Below are 19,080 nucleotides of genomic sequence, written 5' to 3' on the forward strand. Positions count from 1 at the left end.
TGGCGGAAGATAACACACCCCCTACCCCCTCTCAAGAGGGGAGTGATTACTACCGGTCGCTATGTTTAGTCTCTAATCCAGATACAGATAGTCATAATGTACCAACGGTTTCATGTCGCGCTGTCCGATAAGTGAAATAGCCTCATGGCTATCGTATCCGGCACAACCTACACCCAACTGAACGCCATTCTCGTTCATGATCCGGACGATGTCGTTCTTTTCAAACTCTCCTTTAATGGCTGTGACGCCGACTAATAGAAGGCTTGTTGCACGTGGTCCGGTCAATGCTTCTTCGGTACCTTTGTTGATATGTATCTCTCCTTTGGCAAAGCCTTCGGAGTGGGCGATCCATTTCTTTACGCTGCTGACCGGCTTGGCCGCAGGAATGAAACGGGTACATATTTCCGTACTTCCTTTAACCAACAATTGGGGCAGAATGTTTTCCTTTTTCCCGTTGGCAATAATGACGGTTATACCTTCGTCGGCAACTTTCTGTGCAATACTGCATTTAGTCAGCATGCCACCCCGTCCGAACGAAGACTTACTGGTTTGTACGTATTCGGAAAGGTCCTGTTTCCCGCCGTCTATTTCGCGGATAACGGTAGAGGCAGGATCGGCAGGATTTCCGTTGTAGATGCCGTCGATATTACTCAGGATGATAAGTGCATCCATCCCCATCATGGTGGCGATCAGTCCCGACAGTTCGTCGTTGTCCGTGAACATCAGTTCTGTAACGGATATCGTATCGTTTTCGTTTACGATCGGTATCACGTTATTATCGAGCATCACTTCCATGCAATGTTTCTGGTTGAGATAATGCGTGCGGCTACCGAAATTCTCTTTCGTAGTGAGCACCTGGCCGCAGGCGATCTTATGTTCGCGGAACAGTTCGAAGTAACGGTTGATCAGTTTGGCCTGGCCTACTGCGGAGTAGAGTTGGCGGGCTGAAACGGCATCGAGTTTCTTGCCGGGCTTCACCTCGCTTCTCCCGGAAGCTACCGCTCCCGAAGAGATTAAAACAACTTCAACTCCCTTCCGGTGTAGTTCGGCTACCTGGTCGACCAGTGCTGACATACGGGTGACGTCGAGTGAGCCATCCATCCTTGTCAGCACATTACTTCCTATCTTTACAGCTATCCGCTTAAACTGATATGCCATCTTTGCGTTCACGGTTATTTATTGTCTTTATCCCTGATCTCCACGCGACGGATTTTACCGCTGATGGTCTTCGGTAACTCATCGACAAATTCCACTACACGCGGATATTTGTAAGGTGCCGTCACACGTTTCACGTGATCCTGCAATTCCTTAATCAGGGTTTCGCCTGCCTTTTCTTTATAATCATTAGCCAGTACGATTGTTGCTTTTACCACCTGTCCGCGTATTTCGTCCGGCACACCGGTGATGGCGCATTCTACGACTGCCGGGTGTGTCATCAGGGCACTTTCCACTTCGAACGGGCCGATACGGTAACCGGAGCTTTTTATCACATCGTCAGCACGGCCAACAAACCATAGATAGCCGTCTTCATCGCGCCAGGCAACGTCGCCGGTATAATACATGCCGTCGTGCCAGGCTTCGTGAGTCAGTTCGGCATCCCGGTAATATTCTTTGAACAGTCCGATAGGCTTGCCACTGGTCGTGTGGATCACGATTTGTCCCTGTTCGCCATCTTCCGCACGGGTTCCGTCCGGACGGATCAGGTCGACATCATATTGAGGATTGGGAACACCCATAGAACCGGGTTTCGGTTCCATCCAGGGGAAGGTTGCAACCGTCAGTGTTGTTTCTGTCTGGCCGAATCCTTCCATCAGCTTGATTCCCGTCAGCTTATAGAATGCTTCGAATACGGCAGGGTTCAGTGCTTCACCGGCAATCGTACAATATTGGAGGGATGACAGATCGTATTTGGTCATATCTTCACGGATCAGGAAGCGGAAGATTGTTGGAGGTGCACATAAAGAAGTGATTTTGTAGTCCTGAATCATCTGCAACATATCGGCTGGTGTGAACTTCTCATGATCGTAAACGAAAACAGTCGCACCGGCGATCCATTGTCCGTATAGTTTTCCCCAGACGGCTTTTCCCCATCCTGTATCGGCAATCGTCAGGTGAAGACTGTCGCGGTGCAGGTTATGCCAGAAACTACCGGTCACGATATGTCCTAGGGGATAAGTGAAATCGTGTGCCACCATCTTCGGATTACCTGTCGTGCCCGATGTAAAATACATCAGTGAAATATCGTCATTGCTGTTCGGATGAGATGGACGGACGAATGGGGCTGCATCCTCGATCCCCTTATGGAAATCTTCGAAGCCTTCCGGTATTTCTGGGCCGACAGAGACTAATTTCTCGATAGTCGGAGAGTCCGGCATGGCGTCGATAATATGTTTGGTAATGATTTCTTCGCCGGCGCAAACGATCATTTTTATATCAGCTGCGTTATTGCGATAAACAATATCTTTTTTAGTCAGCAGGTGAGTTGCCGGAATGACAACCGCTCCTAACTTATGCAATGCGATAATCGAGAACCAGAATTCGTAACGGCGTTTCAGGATCAACATGACCATATCGCCATGTCCTATCCCCAAAGACTGGAAATAGGCAGCCGTTTGATCGGTGTATTTCTTCAGATCTGCAAATGTGAAATCAATATGTTCGCCCCGGTCGTTTGTCCAGCACAAAGCTTTTTTGTCGGGTTCTTCAGCGGCCCATGCATCTACTACATCATATCCGAAATTAAAGTTCTCGGGTACTTTTATCTTGAAATTCTTTATAAAATCTTCCTGAGACGTAAAAGACGTCTGATCTAAGAATCTTTCTAACATAATTTATTTATTTAACGGACAAGGATAGTTGTTGCTTTTATAATTAATTGTCAGCTCTCGCTTGTCAACTGTCTACTGATTTATAAAATGATTGCCAGGAAACTGACTTTTTCTCCATCCAATGCTTTCATGCCGTGTGGCAGTTCGGAGTTGAAATATATGCTGTCTCCTTCTTCAAGGATCAATTCCTTATTGTTGATCTGCAAAAGCATACGTCCTTTCAGTACGAGGTTGTATTCCTGTCCTGGATGAGAATTCAGATAAATAGGCTCTTCTTCGGATTTCGGGTGAACGGTAACCAGGAACGGATCTGCCTTGCGTCCGGCAAAACCGGCAGCCAACGATTGATACTTGTAAGCCTTGGTACGTTCAACGGCAATACCTTTTCCCTTACGGGTAATAAAGTAAGTGCTCATTTTAGGCTCGTCACCGAACATAAGTGTGGTCAGTTCCACTCCGTATGCCTGTGATATCTGGTGTAAAACACTGACTGAAATATCGACATTGCCGCTTTCCAGTTCCAGATATTGCTCTGTGGTCAGGTTACAGACCTTGGCGATTTCTTCAGGAGCTATCTCCAATGCATCACGAAGACCGGCCAGGCGCTCCGCTATCTGTTTTATCTGTTCGTTCATCTTCTGTAGATCGTTTATAGATTTATGTTGCCCCAAAGTTATAAATAAAAAGCAAAATGACTAGAAAAATGGGGGATAGAATGTTATTTAGATATTTTCTTTGGATAAGCAAATGTTAAATCCTATATTTGTTTATGTGTAGGGCTTGAATTTGTTATTGTTAACTCTGGATCTAATATATTGATTAAGTTTTTACTATAAGCGATATCAGGTCTGCCCTAAAATATTTAATTAATATAGTAAACTCATGAATCAAAAGATTAAAATGCATTTCTTCGAAATAGAACGTCCGGACTTTTATCTTTTTATATTTATATTGGATAGAATTATACCTCCTCCTAAAATATCAAAGTTTTCAGAGAATACGGAATATATAGAAATATATAATAAGATTCATCACTATGTAGTGACTGAAAAGCATTTCCTGGATAAAGATATAACAGTAGATATCATTGTCCGTCAATGTAACGTTAAGAAAAAGTCATTGAATAAGATTCTTAGGTTGAAAGATGACGTTGCTTTTCATGCATATATAAATAAACAGCGTGTTATTTATGCATCCGCTTTATTATTGGAACCCTCTAATAAGCTGATTGAAGTTGTAGCTTCGGAATCATGCTTTAATAATTCCCGGACATTTGTGCGTAATTTCAAAATAGTATACCATATGACTCCCAGTGAATATCGTCGTTCTCATAGGACAAAAAACTCCTGATTTTATAGCTGAGCAGTCAAAAGAAACAAATAAGAACGATTTTGTCCTATCCATGGATCGTTTTTGTCTTCTTCATGCTTTGTTTTTCTTTGCTTGATCCGTTTTTTTGTTATTTCTTTGCATCAGAGATAAATGATAAAAATAAAAGGTATTAAAGTATATAGATGCATAGGCATACCTTATCTATGAAAAAGAGAAAGAAGAAGTGATTCTTCTTTGAGTAGTCTGATGAAGACGTTTGTCGGACTACTTTTTCTAGAATACTCGTAGCCTATGATTAAATTTATGTTTTTTCTTTTTATTCATTTGGAGAGGTTGATCAACTTTATTTTTTCATAGTTTTTGATTTAGTAATCAGGTAAGGTCCCGGCTTGTGAAAGTCGGGACTTTTGGTATACAAAAAAAGGATAACCTTTCGATTATCCTTTTTTCAGAGAGCGGAAGACGGGGCTCAAACCCGCGACCCTCAGCTTGGAAGGCTAATGCTCTATCAACTGAGCTACTTCCGCAATTTTTATTGCTTTTGAAATAGTAGTGGGCAGTGATGGATTCGAACCACCGAAGTCGAAAGACAGCTGAGTTACAGTCAGCCCCATTTGGCCACTCTGGTAACTGCCCCTATTATTTTCAATTGCAGTGCAAAGGTACGATTATTTTTGAAACCTGCAAGCGTTTAGTCAGAAAAATGAACCATTTTTAATGCGGTCACTGCTGCTTCATCCCCTTTGTTTCCGTACTTACCGCCTGCACGATCTTCCGATTGCTGCATATTGTCCGTAGTTAACAGACCGAAAATGAATGGGATATCATACATCAGGTTTAGTTCGGTAACACCTTGTGTAACGCCTGAACAAACATAATCAAAATGTGGAGTATCGCCTCTGACAACACAGCCAAGAACGATCACAGCGTTTACATCTTTTGTTTCAGCCATGCGTTTTGCACCAAAAGTCAGTTCGAAACTACCCGGTACACGTTTCACATAGATATTTTCCGGTTTTACACCATGTTTTTCCAGAGTGTTGCAGGCACCTTCCAGTAATTTCTCGGTGATGTGCTTATTCCACTCTGCGACTACAATACCGAACGTCATTTCTGAACCGTCAGGAACACTGTTGAAGTCGTAGTCTGATAAATTTTGATAAGCTGTAGCCATAACTTTCTATTTAAAATAAAAGGATGCCTTTTTTGATGGACATCCTTTTATATAGTTCATATCGTAATGATAATATTATTTTGCAGCAGAAGCACGAGCGATATATTTGTCGATATCGGCAGCTTCCATTGAGTTGAAATATTTTTCTTTGATCGTAGTGTATGCTTTAACTGCATCGCTATATTGTTTCTGGTTTTCGTAGGCAATACCTGCTTTTTTCAGATAAACCGGGCTGATCACTTCGTTGTCTGCTTTCTTAGCAGCTTTTTCGAAATAGCTGATACCTTCTTTTACATTACCCATATTTACATAGCAGTCACCGATCAGGCCGATGATAGCCGGAGAAATCATATTGTCGTCTCCACTGAATGATTTCAGTTTGTCAAGAGCTTTTTCAGTTTCTCCCATCTTGAAATAACAGATACCTGCATAAGCCTTTGCCAGGTTGCCGGAAGCAGTACTTCCATATTGGTCGATGATACCTTCGAATCCGTCAAAGTCAGCGCCATTACCGTTTAAAGCCAGATTGAAAGAATCTTTAGCGAAATACTGTTCTCCTTTAAATATAGCAGCGGCTGCTTTCTTTTCCTGAGGAATCAAATAACCGTGTTTAATTCCTAAAACAGCTCCAACAACGAGTGCGATAGCTATAATTCCGTAAATGATCTTTTTTGAATTGTTTTCAATGAACTGCTCTGATCTTGAAACAATTTCTTCTACTTCTAACTCCGTGTTGGTGTTTTTTTCCTTAGTAGCCATAATGTGTTATAGTTATTTATTATTTTTATCTACTGATTTATGCCAATGGCAATTCAAAGCGCAAAAGTAGTTTTTTTTACTGATATAATCTATACTTAGAAGTATATTTTTTAATTTTGTACGATTAATAAGGTACAGATGATACTCAAAAAGCTTTCTATTCTCAATTATAAAAATATTCTTCAGGCGGAAGTCGCTTTCTCTCCGAAAATGAATTGTTTCTTTGGAAATAATGGGATGGGGAAGACGAACCTGCTGGATGTGATCCACTATCTTTCGTTTTGCAAGAGTCATATCAATACTCCTGATAGTCAGATTATAAATAATGATCAGGATATGTGCGTTATCCAGGGTGAATATGATTACGAGGGGAGAAACGAGGATATATTCTGTGCTATCCGCCGTCGCCAGCGGAAACAGTTCAAACGGAATAAAAAGGAATATGATAAGTTGTCCGAACACATCGGACTCCTGCCTTTGGTTATGGTGTCGCCGGCGGATTCAGATCTGATCCGGGGGGGGAGTGACGAACGCCGCCGCTTTCTGGATCTGATCATTTCGCAACAGGACAAACAATATCTGCATGCCTTGATACAATATAACAAGGCTTTGCTCCAGCGGAATATTCTTTTGAAGAATCAAAATACAGATACATCTCTGTATGAAGTGCTGGAAATGCAATTGGATATGTATGGGCGGATGGTGTTCGAGAAGCGCCAGCTGCTGGTGGAAAGTTTTATTCCTATTTTTAACGAATACTATCAAACTATCTGCCGTTCTACCGAACAGGTCGGATTGGGGTATATATCCCAACTGGCAGACCGGAATCTGGCTGAGTCGCTGGCTGCCAACAGGGAGCGTGACCGTATTCTGGGATATACTTCCAACGGTGTTCATAAAGATGAACTGGAAATGACATTGAACGAACAATTAATCCGCAGGGCCGGTTCGCAAGGACAAAATAAAACTTATCTGATAGCACTGAAGTTGGCTCAGTTTGCTTTTCTGACCCGGAAAGGGCAGACAACTCCCATTTTGCTTTTGGATGATATATTTGATAAACTGGATGCGGAACGAGTGGCTGAGATCATCAAGCTGGTCAGTGGAGATAGTTTCGGGCAGATATTTGTTACCGATACCAACCGGAAATACCTGGATGAAATCCTGCAGGCAATGAATCATGATTATGCTTTGTTTAGAGTAGAACAGGGTGAAGTTCAACCGATGGAGGATCAGCCATGAAGCGAAAGAATACACAAGCGATCGGTGAAGTCCTGAGAGATTTCTTTGAAGATAATACGGAACTTTATGAAAAGATTCTGGAAATTCGTGTGGAACGTGCCTGGAAAGAAGTGCTCGGACCGATGGTTATGCAATATACCCGTAATATATATGTACGCGATCATATATTATATGTATCGTTGACTTCTGCTGTCTTGAGAAGTGAGCTGACTTTATGCCGTGAACGGTTGGTGAAGAGTCTGAATGAGTATGCCGGGGCAACCGTTATACACGATATTATTATCCGTTGACAATCTCTTTTTCCGTAATGATCATATCCATTTTCTTATCGAAAGATTCGGTAGGGACTGTGTCTTGTAGCTGAAAATCGAAACATATACCGATTTTGGGTGCTTGCAATGTGGATAACAGTCTGTCGTAATATCCTTTACCGCGTCCCATGCGATTCAGTTGCCGGTCGAAAGCTACACCCGGAACAATGATCAGGTCTATTTCCGATTCATCGACAGTTGTTTCCTGTTCGATAGGTTCCATAATGCCGAAGATGCCCGGTTTAAGGCTGTCAGTGCCGTTATAGGGTAACAGGCGGAGATCATCGCCTACAATCAACGGTAGGAGAAGTTGTTTTTTTTCAAACCATTTTTCAAGAAAACCGGCCGTTTGGACTTCGCCGGGTATCGCGTTGTATAAAGCGATACAGGAAGCCTGCCGGAAGAGTTCAGTCTCTTCCAGCCGCTTCATTATTTCTTCGGAAAGATCAAGCAATGTAGTCTTCTTGTACGATTTCTTTAGCGAGGCTATGTATTTTCGGAGTTGTTGCTTGGATTCCTGCAATTCCTTTGTCTGCATCTTTTTTCTCTAATGTAGGAACGGATTTACCTTCGTTTATGATCTGGATAGCACGTAATAACGTAGGATCGTCTTTCAGGAAGATCGGATAGAATCCGGCTTCGTCGAAAAAGTTGCGTACGATATATGCCTGCAACTGGCTTTCGATCAGCTTTCCTGATATATTGATCAGGTTCGGGCGTTTCTTGATCCCTTTGGTTGCGGCAAAGTTCGTGAAGTCATATAGCAATGGCTGCGATTGCAGATACTTGTACAGATCCTGATAAGTCGTGAACGAAGATAATTTTTCACGATTCTGGTCTGAATATTCAAGTGCATACAGATAAAGTGTGCCACTGTTGACGATACTTGTGAAATACGTTGTAATTCCGCTTGTATCGCGTGGAATAAATATATCCGGCATGATACCGCCGCCACCATAGACCGTACGTCCCATCATGGTGTTATATTTTTCCGTATGCGTATTCTTGATACTGTCGGCTGAATCGAATTCACCATGGATGAATCGGTTGTATATATCCTGATCATAATCGGTGGAATTACCCATTTCATAATCTTTTTGGATACTTCTTCCGGAAGGAGTGTAGTAGCGGGCGATTGTCAGGCGGATTTCAGAACCGTCGCTCAGTTTGATCGGTGATTGAACCAATCCCTTTCCATACGTACGGCGGCCGATGATCAATCCACGGTCGTTATCCTGGATCGCTCCGGAGAAAATCTCGCTGGCAGAAGCCGAGAACTCATCTGTCAGGACAACGATCGGAGCCTCTTTGCAAGTGCCGGTTCCGTTTGTATAGACATCGTTACGGGGGAAGGCCTTACCTTCCGTGTAAACGATCAGTCTTCCTTCCGGCATGAATTCGTTGACCATATTGATGGCGGCATCCATATAACCTCCCGTATTTCCACGCAAGTCAATAACAAAAGAACTACATCCTGCTTCTTTCAGTTTGGCGATAGCTGTAATGAACTCGTTATAAGTTGTCCGGCCGAACTTGCTGACTTTGATATAGCCGATACCTTTACTTACTTCGTAGAAAACATCCACTGAGTTGACCGGGACATCACCGCGTGTAACATCGAAATAAAGCAACTCCGGTTCACCTCCGCGTTTCACTCCCAGTTTAACCGTACTGTTCTTTGCTCCGCGCAGCGTACGCATAATTTTTGCCTGGCTGGTGTTATTTCCTGAATAGATCGAGTCGTTGATTGTAATGATACGGTCGAATGGCAATAAACCGGCTTTTTCAGCCGGACCTCCGGAGATAACACTGATCACCAGGATCGTGTCTGTCTGCATATTGAATGATACACCGATACCGCTGAACGATCCTTCGAGGTCTTCATTCACTATCGTTGCGTCTTCGGCAGGTATGTAAACGGAGTGCGGATCCAGTTCACTGAATATTTTAGGTATGGTGCCTTCCACCAGCTTCGCCATATTAACGGTATCGACATATTGTTCACCAATAATATCGAGTATGGCATTTATTTTATTCCCGCTGGAGAACATACGGCGCTTGCCATGTTGTGTAAGAGAAAGATAATTGTTCCCGATAAAAATTCCGAGAGCAATACTTGCTGCAATGATAACAGGTAACCAGATGGTCAACCTTCTGTTTTTGTCCATAAAAACGTATATTTATTCGTTTATATCAATATAATCTATACTAATACCGGCGCGTTGCAATAAATTGCATCCGTCTTCCATCCGGTACTTTTCTGAATATACAACACGCTTAATGCCCGATTGGATGATCAGCTTGGCGCATTCGATGCAAGGGGCCGAAGTAACATAGATCGTCGCTCCTTTACTGCTGTTTGAAGATGCCGCCACTTTTGTTATTGCATTCGCTTCGGCATGTAATACATAGGGCTTGGTCACATTATTTTCATCTTCACAGACATTCTCAAAACCGGCAGGTGTCCCGTTGTATCCATCGGAAATGATCATCTGGTCCTTAACTATCAGTGCACCGACCTGACGTCGTTTGCAATATGAATTTTCAGCCCAAACGGCAGCCATCCGCAGATAACGTTTATCTAATTCATATTGTTTCTCTGTTTTTTCGCACATTGTTTACCTGATTTTGTACTTATTACTTTAGCTGACAAAGGTAAATATAATTGATTTAACTATTGTATGTTTAGCTATTTTTATATCAATTGCTATTAGCTTTCGGTTCAGTCTGTTTGATGCCGTTTCTTATGAGCAGGGCGTCGATGGTCGGCTCCTGTCCGCGGAAGCGTTTATACAGGATTGCCGGGTCTTCGGTTCCTCCTTTTGAAAGGACATTTTCACGGAACGAGCGAGCTGTTTCCCTGTTGAATATGCCTGTGGCTTTGAATACAGAAAATGCATCAGCATCCAATACTTCCGCCCATTTATATCCGTAATATCCGGCGGCATAGCCTCCGGAAAAGATATGTCCGAAGCTACTGCTCATGAATGTGCCCGGAACTTCCGGTACGATAACGGTCCGTGCCCAAGCTTGTTTTTCAAAGGCGATGACATCTCCCTCAAACGGTTCGTTCTGTGTATGCCATGCCATATCGAGCATGCCGAAACTTAATTGGCGGCAGCAGAAATAGCCGGTGTTGAAGTTGGATGCATCGACTAGCTTCCGGATCAGTTCCTGCGGGATTTTTTCGCCTGTTTCATAATGTACGGCGATCTGGTCGAGAAATTCCTTTTCCGTCAGCCAGTTTTCCATGAGTTGTGAAGGCAGTTCGACAAAGTCGCGATATACATTTGTACCGGACAGGCTGGCGTACTTTCCTTCGGCAAACATTCCGTGCAGGGCATGTCCGAATTCATGTAGAAGCGTATTTACTTCGTCGAAAGTCAGTAAAGACGGTTTAGTCTCCGTTGGACGTGTGAAATTCATGACGATGATAATCTGTGGGCGACTATCGCTTCCGTCGGCTTCGTGATACTGCTCTTTGATACTGTTCATCCAGGCTCCCGATTGTTTTCCGTCGCGCGGATGAAAATCAGTATACAGGATGGAGAGGAATTTACCGTCTGCATCGTATACTTCATAAGCATCTACTTCCGGATGATAAACCGGTATTTCCTTGTTCTCTTTGAATGTGATGCCGTATAGCTGTGTGGCAAGTCCGAACACACCGTTTTTGACATTGTTCAGTTCAAAGTAGGGACGTGTCATTTCATCGTTTACATCGAAACGGATGTCTTTCAGTTTTTCTGAATAATAACTCCAGTCCCAGGGCATGACGGTGATATTTTCTTTTTCCATACCCATGGCAAACCCTTGTACTGCATTATATTCGTTGATGGCGACAGGTTTATAGGCATCGAGCAATTGATTCAGCAGGTTATAAACAGTAGCCGGATTTTTAGCCATCGTATGCTTAAGCGAATATTCTGCATAGGTGTTGTAACCCATCAATCTGGCTATCTCCAGGCGAATATTGATGATCTGGCGGATGATCTCTTTATTGTCATATTCGTCTCCCTTGTTCCCTACGCTCATGTATTCCCGGTACATTGTTTCACGCAATTTGCGTGAATCGGCATATCGCATGAATGGGATATAACTCGGTGCAGTCAGGTTAAATAACCAACCCTTTTTCCCTTTTTCTTTGGCACGGAGAGCTGCGGCTTCACAAATACTTTCGGGAAGGCCCGACAAATCTTTCTCATCGGTGAGAAGCAGTTCGTACCTGTTTTTGTCCTTCAATGCATTCTGGTCGAATCTCAGAGATAGTACGCTCAGGTCTGTGCTTAATTTGCGGTATTTCTCTTTGTCTTCCGGATTCAGGTTGGCACCACGAACGGAGAACGATTCAAATGTTTCTTCCAGCAGCTTGGTATCTTCTGTAGAAAGGTTGAGCCTGTCTTTTTGTTCATATACGTTCTTGACACGTGCAAATAGCTTTTCATTCAGAAAGATATTATTAGAGCTTTCCGACAACTTGGGGGAGATTCTTTGTGAGATCTCCATCATTTCGTCGTCGGCTTCCGCATTCAATATATTGAAGAAGGCTGAACTGACTTTGTTCAGCAGTTTACCGCTACGTTCCAGAGCGATGATTGTATTTTCGAAGGTTGCCGGCTGTGTATCGTTGGCAATGGCCTGCACTTCACTATCGAGTCGCTTTATTCCCTCATCGAAAGCCGGTTCGAAATGTTCGTTTTTTATCTCGTTGAAAGGAGGGGTTTCGAAAGGGGTGTTATAACTAAAGAAAAACGGATTATGAGTTGTTTGTGTCATATCTCTTATACATTATATATTATTATAGTCCATATATTGCCGGAAACAACCTGTTTATTTCCGGCACAAAGATGGAAAAAATAGCTGTGCTACAGAATAAATTCCCTCTATATTTCTTAATTGTGTTGCCGATCCAATTGTTTGCCGATAGTTATAAGCATAATAGCCGATAATTATCGACAATTATACCGACAGATGTAAGCAAGCTTACCGATAGCTATCGACAAACAGTTGGATAGGCAACAAATCCTTATTGCATCGGCAATAAAGTCTGTCTGTATCGGTATTTGCCAGCAATTGGTATACTATTGTTTCCCGCTTGTGTTTTTATAACTTTCTGCAGAGGTTTTTTGTTTTCTTCTTACTGTGTGTATTTTTTTCAAAAAGTATGCAGATCTGTTTTTGGGGGTTAGTCTAAGATATTCATAAAGTAGCTTGTTTTGAGTTTTTAACAACTGTTCATGTGTTTGACAACACATGAACGGAAGCTTCTAATTTTCTAAGGAGTTATTTATCAAACGTTTTGGCGTTGTAAAAAAAGTTAGTTTCTAAATAAATATGAAAGCTGATTTGTTTTTTTTGTTTTTAAGTGATACATTTGGTCTGTATATCATATCATTTTCATTATATAAGCATAAACTTAAAACCAAATATAAAATTATGAGTTATCTTAAATTTGACAAGACTCTTATGACAAACCTGGAGGAGTCTCTACCAAGGGAGATTCTTCGTACGAATCGTTCGGGAGCCTATCACTGTACAACTATCGCGGATTGTAATACGCGAAAGTATCATGGATTACTTGTCATTCCGGTGCCAGAACTAGATGATGAAAACCATGTGTTGCTATCATCGTTGGATGAAACGGTTATACAGCATGGGGCTGAATTTAATTTAGGTCTCCATAAGTATCAGGGTGATAACTATAGTCCGAACGGGCATAAATACATCCGTGAATTTGAATGTGAGAAAGTACCGACAACAATCTACAGAGTAGGTGGAGTTGTTTTGAAAAAAGAAAAGCTTTTTGTTCATCATGAAAACCGGATTTTGATTCGGTATACATTGTTGGATGCGCATTCTGCTACAACCTTGCGTTTGCGTCCGTTTTTAGCTTTTCGTAGTGTACGTGAATATACCCATGAGAATTCACAGGCTAGTCGTGAGTATCAGGTTGTCACAAACGGTATTAAGACATGTATGTATCCGGGATATCCCGAATTGTACATGCAGTTAAATAAAAAGAATGAGTTCCATTTTCAACCGGACTGGTATCGTGGTATCGAATATCCGAAAGAACAGGAGAGAGGGTATGATTTCAATGAAGACCTTTATGTTCCCGGGTATTTTGAAGTAGATATCAAAAAGGGTGAAAGTATTGTTTTCTCCGGAGGTGTTTCCGAGACGGGTACACGTGCGTTGAAAAAGACGTTTGAAGAAGAAATGGAAGAGCGTACTCCGCGTGATACATTTAAACATTGTCTGATCAATGCTGCTCATCAATTTCTGAATAAGCAGGGTGACGAGTTTTATATTCTGGCCGGTTATCCCTGGTTTAAGTGCCGTGCCCGCGACATGTTTATATCCTTGCCGGGACTGACGCTGGCTATCAACGAAAAGTCCAAATTTGAGCTTGTGATGGAAACAGCCCGTAAAGCTTTGTATGCTTTCATGAATAATGAACCGAGCCACCTACGGGTTTATGAAATGGATCATCCCGATATTTTACTTTGGGCTGTGTGGTGTATCCAGCAGTATGCTAAGATGGTGTCACGCGATGCATGTCGTGAGAAATATGGTGTATTGTTGGAGGATATCATGGCATTTATTTGCAGTAATAAACATCCTAATCTGTCTTTACTTGACAACGGTTTGTTGTATACTCGCGGAACAGAGAAGGCTGTTACATGGATGAACTCTACAGCTAATGGGCGACCGGTAATACCTCGGACTGGTTTTGTTGTAGAAATTAATACTTTGTGGTATAATGCCCTATGTTTTGTAGGCGAATTGCTGGGTGAGGCAGGAAATGAACAATTAAGTACTGAATTATCTGTTTTGGCTGAAAGAAGCGGTAAGTCGTTTCTCGAAACATTTTTGAACGAGTACGGTTATTTGTTAGATTATGTAGATGGAAATATGATGGACTGGAGTGTCCGTCCTAATATGATATTTGCCGTAGCTTTGGATTATTCTCCTTTGAATGCCAGCCAGAAAAAAGGAGTACTTGATATTGTAACGAAAGAATTACTTACGCCAAAAGGTCTTCGTTCGTTGAGCCCGAAGAGCGGAGGTTATAATCCGAATTATGTAGGGCCTCAGATTCAGCGCGATTATGCCTATCATCAAGGTACTGCATGGCCATGGTTGGCAGGTTTTTATTTCGAAGCTTATCTTCGTATTTATAAAATGAGTGCCTTGGGTTTTATTGAACGCTATTTGATCGGTTATGAAGATGAGATGTCTTCTCACTGTATCGGATCTATTTCTGAACTGTTTGATGGAAATCCTCCTTTCAAAGGACGCGGTGCTGTTTCTTTTGCTATGAATGTGGCAGAAATATTGCGAGTGTTATATTTATTGAGTAAATACAATTATTAATAGGAGGAGCCAATATGAAAGTATTAATGTTTGGATGGGAATTTCCTCCCAAAATATATGGTGGTCTTGCTGTAGCATCCTATGGGATTACAAAAGGATTGAGTTTGCAGGGAGATGTAGAAACGACTTTCTGTCTTCCGAAGCCGACCGGGGAAGAAGAAGGTTTTTTGAATATCATCGGTATGAACCAGGTGCCGATTGTGTGGCGTGATGTCGATTATAACTATGTCAAGTCGCGGTTGCCTCATTATATGACGCCGGAGCAGTATTATGCTTTTCGCGATCATATTTATGCCGACTTTTCTCATATGCATGTCAATGATTTGGGATGTATGGAATTTGCCGGGGGATATCCGGGTAATCTTCATGATGAGATCAATAATTTTTCTATTATAGCCGGAGTTATAGCTCGGCAACAGCAGTTCGATATAATTCATGCGCATGACTGGCTGACTTATCCGGCAGGTGTGCATGCGAAGCTGGTAAGTGGAAAACCATTATGTATCCATGTTCATGCGACTGATTTTGACCGTTCGCGTGGAAAGGTGAATCCAACCGTGTATGCGATGGAGAAGAACGGTATGGATCATGCAGATTGTATCATGTGTGTATCGGAACTGACTCGTCAGACGGTTATCCGTGAATATCATCAGGATCCCCGTAAATGTTTTGCTATGCACAATGCCGTTTATCCGCTTTCGCAGGAGTTGCTGGATATACCTCGTCCGGAGCATCCGAAAGAAAAAGTGGTTACGTTCCTTGGACGTATCACGATGCAGAAAGGACCGGAATATTTTGTAGAAGCGGCAGCTTTGGTATTGAAACGCTCACGCAATATCCGTTTCGTAATGGCGGGTTCGGGTGATATGTTGAATGCCATGATCAATTTGGCCGCTGAGCGCGGTATTGCCGATCGTTTCCATTTTCCGGGTTTTCAACGTGGACGCCAGGTGTATGAAGCATATAAAAACAGTGATGTGTTCGTGATGCCTTCCGTTTCCGAGCCATTCGGTATTGCTCCGTTGGAAGCGATGCAGTGCGGAACACCTTCTATTATCTCAAAGCAGTCCGGATGCGGTGAAATTCTTGATAAAGTGATTAAAACAGATTATTGGGATATCAATGCAATGGCCGACGCTATTTATTCTCTTTGTACGAATGAATCTCTTTTCAAATACCTTCAGGAAGAAGGAAAGAAGGAGGTCGATGGCATTACGTGGGAAAAAGTCGGTTTGCGAATCCGAGCACTTTATGAGGAAGTTTTAAAGAATTACGGTAAATAATAAAACAATAACTAGATATGAAAACAATCTGTCTTTATTTTGAAATACATCAAATCATTCATCTGAAACGTTATCGCTGCTTTGATATAGGTACCGATCATTACTACTATGATGATTATGAAAATGAACGCAGTATCAGTGATATTGCAGCACGTTCGTATATTCCTGCTCTGACAACATTGCTTGAAATGGCAAAAGAGAATGGTGGGGCATTTAAAGTTGCATTTTCAATCTCTGGTGTGGCCATGGAGCAATTGGAGGTATATGCCCCCAGAGTGATCGAACTGTTGCATCAGTTGAATGATACCGGTTGCTGTGAGTTCTTGTGTGAACCTTATTCGCACGGTTTGTCTTCATTGGCTAATGAAGAGTGTTTCCGGGAAGAGGTAGACCGTATGAAGAAAAAGATCAAACAGGTATTCGGACAAACTCCGAAAGTGTTCCGTAATTCAAGCTTGATCTATTCGAATGAAATCGGTGCTTTGGTTGCCAGCATGGGATTTAAAGGTATGTTGACGGAAGGTGCTAAGCATGTTTTAGGTTGGAAGAGCGCTCATTATTTATATCATTGTGCATATAACCCGAATCTGAAGTTGTTGCTTCGTGATTTCAAATTGTCGGATGATATTAGTTTGCGTTTTTCTAATTCAAGTTGGAGTGAGTATCCATTGTTTGCTGATAAGTATATGGATTGGATTGCTGCATTTCCTGAAGAAGAGCAGGTTATCAATATATTTATGGAACTTGGGGCTTTGGGAATTGCCCAACCGTTATCTTCTAATATCTTGAGTTTTATCAAAGCATTGCCTGCTTGTGCAAAAGAAAGAGGTATTACGTTCTCTACACCGACAGATATTGTGACTAAATTGAAATCAGTGGATCAGGTTGATGTCCCTTATCCGATGTCGTGGATAGATGAAGAAAGAGATATCAGTTGTTGGTTGGGTAATGTGATGCAGCGTGAAGCATTCAATAAGCTTTATAGTGTGGCAGAACGTGTTCATTTGTGTGATGACCGTCGTATCAAGCAAGACTGGGATTATTTGCAGGCAAGTAATAATTTCCGTTTCATGACTACAAAGAATACGGGGATTTGGTTGAATCGTGGTATCTATGATTCTCCTTATGATGCATTTACAAACTATATGAATATCCTGGGAGATTTTATTAGTCGTGTGAATGCTTTGTACCCAATTGATGTGGATAATGAAGAATTAAATTCATTATTGACTACAATTAAGAATCAGGGTATTGAGATTGAGACACTTCAGAAAGAAGTCGATAAGTTGAAAAAGAAGGCTGCAAAGAAGAAATAATATAATAGCCTTTCATAAAAAAAAGCGGATAATTTTTTTTGATTATCCGCTTTTTTATGAATTTAAAATTATTACTTATATTCCGTTGTTGTTATGACAATTTTTGTCGCTTCTTTTGTTTTGAGCAACTTGACTCCGGAAGGAAGTAAATAATTATTTATTGCCGTAGTGTATGTTTGGGATTGTCCGTAGTAGCTGTTTGATTGACCTGTAAGACGTTCAACCGGAACCAAAAGCAATACCATATCCTTGTCAGGATTATTCTTTATATGTTCCTGCATCAGATTGGAGATATTATCATACGAATAAGATCGACTACTAGTACTGTAACTAGCAAGGAATGATGTTTTTTTATCTTCTATCTTATTATTCACAAAGAAAGTAGCCAAGGAATCTTTAGGCAGCAACAGTAAATTTGAAGGAGCAGAAAGAGCCCATTGCCAGTTTTCCTGCGGCAGTGCTTTTATTGTCAGAGGTATATTGTTGATAACACGGTCTCCGATTCTTTCAACTATATCCTGGGCAGGAATTGTTAATTGTGTATATACACCTGCCGGTGTTTTCAGATAAGCAATTGAATCATTTTCCTCTAACAACGAAGTCAAATCTGTATTTTTGAAACGGTTCAATTGCAATACTTCTTTGGTTACATTGAACGTTTCATTGGAATATGCGGTGGAATCCTGACCCTGGCTGCCTTTCAAATTGTACTTATAGTAGATCGAGAAAGTTGAATAGGTAATTTGCAGAATATTACCGCTACCATATGTATTTGTTATATACAATCCGGGGAAGAATTTATTAAAGTTCTCCTGGCTGCTGAAAGTACTTGGATTTTTGATTGATTCATCGTAGAACTTCTGACCGAACTCCTTAGGCATCCGGATTGTAACGGTCGGAATATAAGTGCGATCACCATTAGAATCAATGGCATTACGAATGCTGTCAGGCACAGAATTATCATATGCAGTATATGTTTGCATGCCCAATGAATTCTGCATGTCACAATACTCCAACGGATCGAAGTTCGTATAAAAATCTCTTTCCAGTTCTTTGTCTACCAAATATATCTGGGCACGCATAGGTGCTAAAGAATCACCTACCCAGGCACCGTTCTGATACATGATTTTAAAATCGATAGAGTCAATCTGTCCATTAATAGGTTCATGCTTAAACTTGAAGTCATCCGGACAGTAAAACTGGCAGATGTAATCAGATTTCACGTTACCATATAACGGATCATAGAACTCCCCGAGAAGTCCATTAGTAGTTCTTGCATATACCGAATCCATCAGCAAAGTTGTCGCTTGCATCTGGAAAGTATCTACATATACGGGCATTTTGTCTCCGTCAGGCTGAATTGTCGAGCCAACCAGATTCAAATCATCACTACACCCACTCAGGATTGTTACTCCTAAGCCCAGGCCAATTAATAAAGGCTTGATCTTCATCATTTTC

Annotated in this window: 16 protein-coding genes and 2 tRNA genes; 6 read left to right on the forward strand and 12 right to left on the reverse strand. The window is 41.7% G+C overall.

Annotation, left to right across the window (positions count from 1 at the left end; genetic code table 11):
• Positions 1 to 72: 72 nt before the first annotated feature.
• The 3 genes from proB to HMPREF1535_RS24745 form a co-directional block, all read right to left on the reverse strand.
• The gene (proB, locus tag HMPREF1535_RS24735; protein ID WP_046147950.1) at positions 73 to 1,158 is read right to left on the reverse strand and encodes a glutamate 5-kinase; all 1,086 of its coding nucleotides are present in this window, start codon (positions 1,156 to 1,158) and stop codon (positions 73 to 75) included.
• A 14-nt stretch (positions 1,159 to 1,172) separates the two neighbouring features.
• Entirely contained in the window at positions 1,173 to 2,828 is a 1,656-nt protein-coding gene (locus HMPREF1535_RS24740; RefSeq protein ID WP_046147951.1) for an AMP-binding protein, read from the reverse strand.
• Positions 2,829 to 2,908: 80 nt separating this feature from the next.
• A complete protein-coding gene (locus HMPREF1535_RS24745; RefSeq protein ID WP_007654110.1) occupies positions 2,909 to 3,463 on the reverse strand; it encodes a helix-turn-helix domain-containing protein in 555 nt (184 codons plus the stop codon).
• Positions 3,464 to 3,728: 265 nt separating this feature from the next.
• Between HMPREF1535_RS24745 and HMPREF1535_RS24750 the strand changes: the two genes are divergently transcribed.
• Positions 3,729 to 4,178, forward strand: a complete 450-nt coding sequence (locus HMPREF1535_RS24750) for a helix-turn-helix domain-containing protein (RefSeq protein WP_224265887.1) — start codon at positions 3,729 to 3,731, stop codon at positions 4,176 to 4,178.
• Positions 4,179 to 4,614: 436 nt separating this feature from the next.
• On the opposite strand, the gene HMPREF1535_RS24755 is transcribed toward HMPREF1535_RS24750, so the two are convergent.
• From HMPREF1535_RS24755 to HMPREF1535_RS24770, 4 genes are all read right to left on the reverse strand, one after another.
• A tRNA-Gly gene (locus tag HMPREF1535_RS24755) sits at positions 4,615 to 4,687 on the reverse strand.
• A gap of 26 nt (positions 4,688 to 4,713) precedes the next feature.
• Positions 4,714 to 4,796 (reverse strand) — tRNA-Tyr (locus HMPREF1535_RS24760).
• Positions 4,797 to 4,851: 55 nt separating this feature from the next.
• Positions 4,852 to 5,334 (reverse strand): 6,7-dimethyl-8-ribityllumazine synthase, encoded by a 483-nt coding sequence (gene ribH / locus HMPREF1535_RS24765; RefSeq protein WP_007654108.1) that lies wholly within the window; start codon positions 5,332 to 5,334, stop codon positions 4,852 to 4,854.
• Between the two features lie 75 nt (positions 5,335 to 5,409).
• Positions 5,410 to 6,093, reverse strand: a complete 684-nt coding sequence (locus tag HMPREF1535_RS24770) for a tetratricopeptide repeat protein (RefSeq protein WP_007654107.1) — start codon at positions 6,091 to 6,093, stop codon at positions 5,410 to 5,412.
• 138 nt (positions 6,094 to 6,231) lie between these two features.
• Here HMPREF1535_RS24770 and recF point away from each other — a divergent pair, with 138 nt between their 5' ends.
• Positions 6,232 to 7,335 carry a DNA replication/repair protein RecF gene (gene recF, locus HMPREF1535_RS24775; protein ID WP_046147952.1) on the forward strand — a complete coding sequence of 368 codons (1,104 nt, stop codon included), beginning with the start codon at positions 6,232 to 6,234 and terminating at the stop codon, positions 7,333 to 7,335.
• Positions 7,332 to 7,625 (forward strand): DciA family protein, encoded by a 294-nt coding sequence (locus tag HMPREF1535_RS24780; RefSeq protein WP_007654102.1) that lies wholly within the window; start codon positions 7,332 to 7,334, stop codon positions 7,623 to 7,625. Before recF ends, HMPREF1535_RS24780 begins: the two co-directional genes overlap by 4 nt.
• On the opposite strand, the gene HMPREF1535_RS24785 is transcribed toward HMPREF1535_RS24780, so the two are convergent.
• From HMPREF1535_RS24785 to HMPREF1535_RS24800, 4 genes are all read right to left on the reverse strand, one after another.
• On the reverse strand, positions 7,615 to 8,100 hold the full coding sequence (locus HMPREF1535_RS24785) for a 5-formyltetrahydrofolate cyclo-ligase (protein WP_007654101.1): 486 nt from the start codon (positions 8,098 to 8,100) through the stop codon (positions 7,615 to 7,617). The genes HMPREF1535_RS24780 and HMPREF1535_RS24785 overlap by 11 nt on opposite strands.
• Positions 8,093 to 9,814, reverse strand: coding sequence for a S41 family peptidase (locus tag HMPREF1535_RS24790; RefSeq protein ID WP_046147953.1), 1,722 nt, complete (start codon positions 9,812 to 9,814; stop codon positions 8,093 to 8,095). The genes HMPREF1535_RS24785 and HMPREF1535_RS24790 overlap by 8 nt, the downstream gene beginning before the upstream one ends.
• A 12-nt stretch (positions 9,815 to 9,826) precedes the next feature.
• The gene (locus HMPREF1535_RS24795; protein WP_007654099.1) at positions 9,827 to 10,261 is read right to left on the reverse strand and encodes a dCMP deaminase family protein; all 435 of its coding nucleotides are present in this window, start codon (positions 10,259 to 10,261) and stop codon (positions 9,827 to 9,829) included.
• An 85-nt stretch (positions 10,262 to 10,346) separates the two neighbouring features.
• Positions 10,347 to 12,422, reverse strand: a complete 2,076-nt coding sequence (locus HMPREF1535_RS24800) for a M3 family metallopeptidase (RefSeq protein ID WP_010800451.1) — start codon at positions 12,420 to 12,422, stop codon at positions 10,347 to 10,349.
• A gap of 660 nt (positions 12,423 to 13,082) precedes the next feature.
• Here HMPREF1535_RS24800 and HMPREF1535_RS24805 point away from each other — a divergent pair.
• Genes HMPREF1535_RS24805 through HMPREF1535_RS24815 form a run of 3 tightly spaced genes read left to right on the forward strand, consistent with a single transcriptional unit; the run spans position 13,083 to position 17,622 of the window.
• Positions 13,083 to 15,023 (forward strand): glycogen debranching enzyme N-terminal domain-containing protein, encoded by a 1,941-nt coding sequence (locus tag HMPREF1535_RS24805; protein ID WP_044215229.1) that lies wholly within the window; start codon positions 13,083 to 13,085, stop codon positions 15,021 to 15,023.
• 14 nt (positions 15,024 to 15,037) lie between these two features.
• Complete coding sequence (locus HMPREF1535_RS24810) at positions 15,038 to 16,306, forward strand: glycosyltransferase family 4 protein (RefSeq protein ID WP_010800450.1); 1,269 nt, start codon at positions 15,038 to 15,040, stop codon at positions 16,304 to 16,306.
• A 17-nt stretch (positions 16,307 to 16,323) separates the two neighbouring features.
• On the forward strand, positions 16,324 to 17,622 hold the full coding sequence (locus tag HMPREF1535_RS24815; protein ID WP_046147954.1) for a glycoside hydrolase family 57 protein: 1,299 nt from the start codon (positions 16,324 to 16,326) through the stop codon (positions 17,620 to 17,622).
• A gap of 71 nt (positions 17,623 to 17,693) precedes the next feature.
• Here HMPREF1535_RS24815 and HMPREF1535_RS24820 read toward each other — a convergent pair whose 3' ends face one another.
• Positions 17,694 to 19,073: a DUF4270 domain-containing protein gene (locus tag HMPREF1535_RS24820; RefSeq protein ID WP_046147976.1), complete on the reverse strand. Its 1,380-nt coding sequence runs from the start codon at positions 19,071 to 19,073 to the stop codon at positions 17,694 to 17,696.
• Between the last annotated feature and the right edge of the window lie 7 nt (positions 19,074 to 19,080).

The sequence above is a fragment of the Parabacteroides goldsteinii DSM 19448 = WAL 12034 genome, from assembly GCF_000969835.1.
Lineage (GTDB): Bacteria > Bacteroidota > Bacteroidia > Bacteroidales > Tannerellaceae > Parabacteroides > Parabacteroides goldsteinii.

Excerpts from the sequence above, each read along its gene's own strand:
- HMPREF1535_RS24795 (WP_007654099.1), bottom strand. The coding sequence starts at position 10,261 with ATGTGCGAAAAAACAGAGAAACAATATGAATTAGATAAACGTTATCTG.
- ribH (WP_007654108.1), bottom strand. The coding sequence starts at position 5,334 with ATGGCTACAGCTTATCAAAATTTATCAGACTACGACTTCAACAGTGTT.
- HMPREF1535_RS24745 (WP_007654110.1), bottom strand. The coding sequence starts at position 3,463 with ATGAACGAACAGATAAAACAGATAGCGGAGCGCCTGGCCGGTCTTCGT.
- HMPREF1535_RS24805 (WP_044215229.1), top strand. The coding sequence starts at position 13,083 with ATGAGTTATCTTAAATTTGACAAGACTCTTATGACAAACCTGGAGGAG.
- recF (WP_046147952.1), top strand. The coding sequence starts at position 6,232 with ATGATACTCAAAAAGCTTTCTATTCTCAATTATAAAAATATTCTTCAG.
- proB (WP_046147950.1), bottom strand. The coding sequence starts at position 1,158 with ATGGCATATCAGTTTAAGCGGATAGCTGTAAAGATAGGAAGTAATGTG.
- HMPREF1535_RS24770 (WP_007654107.1), bottom strand. The coding sequence starts at position 6,093 with ATGGCTACTAAGGAAAAAAACACCAACACGGAGTTAGAAGTAGAAGAA.
- HMPREF1535_RS24740 (WP_046147951.1), bottom strand. The coding sequence starts at position 2,828 with ATGTTAGAAAGATTCTTAGATCAGACGTCTTTTACGTCTCAGGAAGAT.
- HMPREF1535_RS24780 (WP_007654102.1), top strand. The coding sequence starts at position 7,332 with ATGAAGCGAAAGAATACACAAGCGATCGGTGAAGTCCTGAGAGATTTC.
- HMPREF1535_RS24790 (WP_046147953.1), bottom strand. The coding sequence starts at position 9,814 with ATGGACAAAAACAGAAGGTTGACCATCTGGTTACCTGTTATCATTGCA.
- HMPREF1535_RS24810 (WP_010800450.1), top strand. The coding sequence starts at position 15,038 with ATGAAAGTATTAATGTTTGGATGGGAATTTCCTCCCAAAATATATGGT.
- HMPREF1535_RS24815 (WP_046147954.1), top strand. The coding sequence starts at position 16,324 with ATGAAAACAATCTGTCTTTATTTTGAAATACATCAAATCATTCATCTG.
- HMPREF1535_RS24750 (WP_224265887.1), top strand. The coding sequence starts at position 3,729 with ATGCATTTCTTCGAAATAGAACGTCCGGACTTTTATCTTTTTATATTT.
- HMPREF1535_RS24820 (WP_046147976.1), bottom strand. The coding sequence starts at position 19,073 with ATGAAGATCAAGCCTTTATTAATTGGCCTGGGCTTAGGAGTAACAATC.
- HMPREF1535_RS24800 (WP_010800451.1), bottom strand. The coding sequence starts at position 12,422 with ATGACACAAACAACTCATAATCCGTTTTTCTTTAGTTATAACACCCCT.